5 protein-coding genes are annotated in these 3,024 nt (G+C 64.5%); all 5 read right to left on the reverse strand.

Annotated elements, in window-relative coordinates:
• Positions 1 to 446 (reverse strand): permease (locus HY896_02720; GenBank protein MBI5575259.1); only part of this gene is annotated, 446 nt, incomplete at its 3' end.
• Positions 443 to 1,513 carry a YedE-related selenium metabolism membrane protein gene (locus HY896_02725; protein MBI5575260.1) on the reverse strand — a complete coding sequence of 357 codons (1,071 nt, stop codon included), beginning with the start codon at positions 1,511 to 1,513 and terminating at the stop codon, positions 443 to 445. The genes HY896_02720 and HY896_02725, both read right to left, overlap by 4 nt.
• Entirely contained in the window at positions 1,510 to 1,935 is a 426-nt protein-coding gene (locus tag HY896_02730; protein ID MBI5575261.1) for a hypothetical protein, read from the reverse strand. The genes HY896_02725 and HY896_02730 overlap by 4 nt, the downstream gene beginning before the upstream one ends.
• Positions 1,922 to 2,830 (reverse strand): phosphate/phosphite/phosphonate ABC transporter substrate-binding protein, encoded by a 909-nt coding sequence (locus HY896_02735; GenBank protein MBI5575262.1) that lies wholly within the window; start codon positions 2,828 to 2,830, stop codon positions 1,922 to 1,924. Before HY896_02735 ends, HY896_02730 begins: the two co-directional genes overlap by 14 nt.
• Positions 2,823 to 3,024: hypothetical protein (locus tag HY896_02740; protein ID MBI5575263.1), on the reverse strand; the 202-nt coding region annotated here is incomplete at its 5' end. The genes HY896_02740 and HY896_02735, both read right to left, overlap by 8 nt.

Consider the following 3,024-nt stretch of genomic DNA (forward strand, 5'->3'; position numbering starts at 1 on the left):
CCCGGGTTGCCGAAGAAGCCTTTCCTCTCCAGCAGGAACGTCGCCGCGCCGGCGAAGGCGCCCATGAAGAGGGCGGAGAAAAATTTCAGGTTCGCCCATGCCGGTCCCAGTTCCCAGGCCGTGATCGTGTAGCCGCTCGGGCTCATAAGCGGGGAAACCAGCAGCAGCGTCAAAGCGGGCGCCAGCGGGACCCCCGAGGAAACGAGGGACACAAAAATAGGTATCGACCCGCAGGAGCACAGCGGGCTGATCGTTCCGACCAGGATAGCCGCGGGTATCGCGAATGCCCCGAACGCGCCCAGCGAGTCCCGCATCCGAACGTGGAGCCGATACGTGCGGATGACGGCCCCGACAGCCACGCCCAGCAGGAAGTACGGCAGGACATGCCATATTTCCGAGGCCAGCGCTTCACCGATGGAGAACAATTCGTTCCTCATGGCGGTCATTCGGCCTTCCGGCGGCGAACGCCCATGGCAAGGAAAAAGATCCATCCTGCGAGGACCGCGATCTTCCCGGCCGCGGTAACGCCCGCGGGAGAGGAGCCTATTCCGAGAACGACGGACAATGCGGCGCCGAGAAGCATTCCCGCCACGGCAGCGGAGGCGTCCATGTCGCCGCTTGCGGCAAGCACGAGCTGGCGGAAGGGACAGCCCGAGATCAGGATCGCCCCGAATCCGACCATGGCCGTGGCAAGGAAAGCCCAAAGCAGGTCCGTGTGAGCGCCGGGCTCCAGCGCCACCGTGGGGAGGAAATTCCCGAGGAGCAGGTTGAGCATGAGCGCGGCGGCAAGAAATGCGACGATTCCGGCGCCCTCGCGGAAATCGCGGAGCATGACCGCGTTCCGGATGGAGCCCGTGACGCAGAACCGGCTGCGCTGGCCCGCGGCCCCGAAGAATAACCCCGCGACCGCGGAGACGGCAAATGGTGCGTGGATCGCTCCGCCGCCGGAACCCTCCGACGCGAAAAGGTACGCCCCCATCGAGGCGGCAAGAAGAAGGAGGAACGCCGTCGCGGGGAGCACAAGCCCCGCGCTTTCCGCGATCTCCGTTTTCGGGCGGAAACCGAAACCGTCCTTGAGATACGCCGCGGCGAACGCAACGCCCGCCGCAAGCCCCGACAGGCCGACAAGCCCCGCGCCGCCTCCTCCGGCGGTCCGCAACATCGTCTTGATCGGGCAGCCGATGAACACCTCGCAGCCCAGCAGCAGAAACGCCCCCCCGGCGAAGTGGAGCGCAGGCGAGGAGCGTCCCCGCACGCGGAATTCCCGCGACGAGCAGGCGGCGAAGAACGCTCCCAGGACGATGCCGAGCAACTCCGGCCGAAGGTAGCTCTGGGACGCCTTCGCGTGCAGGTGAAGCGCCCCGGCAACGTTGACGAGGAAGCAGGAGGCGCACAGCCCGGTCGACGCGGGGTTGCCCAGGGCGGTCAGCCCTATGGCCGCGGCGGCGAACAGCGCTCCGTTCAGCGCCAACGCACCAGCCGATTCGGGGTAAAGGAAGATTTTCTTTATCACCCGCACCCTCCGTACAACCTCCTGAAAAGGAACGATGCGTCGGGGATTGCGGACGGCCCCGCCCGGACCTCGCCTTTACGGAGCGCCGAAACCCATTCCTTCACCTTTCCCTCGAATTCCGCGCCCAGATATTCCGGCGATCTGCGGTCGGCGATCGGCGGACGCAGCAAAACGGCCCGGCGATAATCCGCAAGGGCTTCCGTCAGGTTTCCCTTCCGTTCCGATTCCCTTGCCCTTGAAAGAAGCTCATCGGCGGAAAGCCCCGCGGAAACCGCAAAGCCGGGAACGTTCCGTACATTTTCCGTTGCCGCGATCCGAACGGCCGCGGCGGCCGCCAGGACGATCAGGGCGATCGAAAGGAAGGTCAGCGGCTTCCCGGCCCGGAGCAGGCCGGGTCCGGAGATAACGTCAATATTTTTCATAGGGGGGGAGGTTCGTCTCCTTCGCCATGCGCCGCAGCACCTCGAACTCCTCGTCCGATGTCGGAACATAGCCTTTAACGCCGTCCCTCTTCAATACGTTGATCCGCTCCCCTTCCACTTCAACGAAATCCTGCCCGGAGAGTCTCAGGAGCGCCTCCCTGACTCTTCCGGCAGTCGTTTCATCCACGTGCGGAAGCGCGAAGAAAACGCAGTCGGGAACCGGCTCCGACGAAGCGATCACCCGGAAATCGGCCTTTCCCACCTTCCCTTCCGCCTCCATCCGTTCGATATCGCCGAATTTAACGGCCCCGGCGTCCACGGAACCATAAAGAACGGCAAAGACCACCTTTTCATGCTGCCACGCGCCCGGAAGGAACAGGTACTTGCCGAGGAACTTCTCCGGGTCGTGCCCCGCACGAAGCATTGTGTAATACTGCGCGAGGTATCCACCCGGCGAGAGGACCGGCCCGAACGCCATCGTTTTCCCTTTCAGGTCCTCCAGGGACCGGATCGGGGAATCGGCCCGTACGACGATATGGCCCCCGGTGTCCTTTCCCGTGTCGGCCTTTACTTCCCTCGCAAGCGGCTTCGCGGGAGCCTTCGACCGCAGGTTGATATAGACGTAGCCGTTCGCCTGAAGAACGTCGATCTCCCCCCGGCCTGCGATTTCGGCGAAATCGAAGGTGTTGACGTGGGTGGCTACGACCTTTCGCCCCAGCTTCCTTTCCAGGTAGGCGCGCAGGGGCTCGAAGCGCCGCCGGTTCTCTTCGATCGAGTTGCAGACCTGGAATGCGACACGCAGGGGAGGCTGAGGCGGACGCAGGAAGCCTTTCACGACGACTGCGGCGGTGCCGAGAAGAAGGAGGGCGAACACCGCCCGGGAGGTCCTACTCAACTCTTACGACTCCCAGGCCGGGCACGATCTTCCCGTCATAAAAAGCGCCGGCCGCCCCTCGCCCTCCCGAAACCTCCACCCCGCTCATGGACACCTCCGCGGGACCGGTCAATTTCACCGCGTAACGGCCGAACCCGGTCATCGCGCCGCCGGAGAAACGGGCCTTCCCCTTCGCCGCGCTGAAAGCATCGAGC

Source organism: Deltaproteobacteria bacterium (genome assembly GCA_016218975.1).
Classification (GTDB): Bacteria; Desulfobacterota; Deferrimicrobia; order Deferrimicrobiales; family Deferrimicrobiaceae; genus JAENIX01.

What these genes read in the sequence shown, in the direction of transcription:
- HY896_02730 (MBI5575261.1), bottom strand. Translation starts at nt 1,935, where the DNA reads ATGAAAAATATTGACGTTATCTCCGGACCCGGCCTGCTCCGGGCCGGG.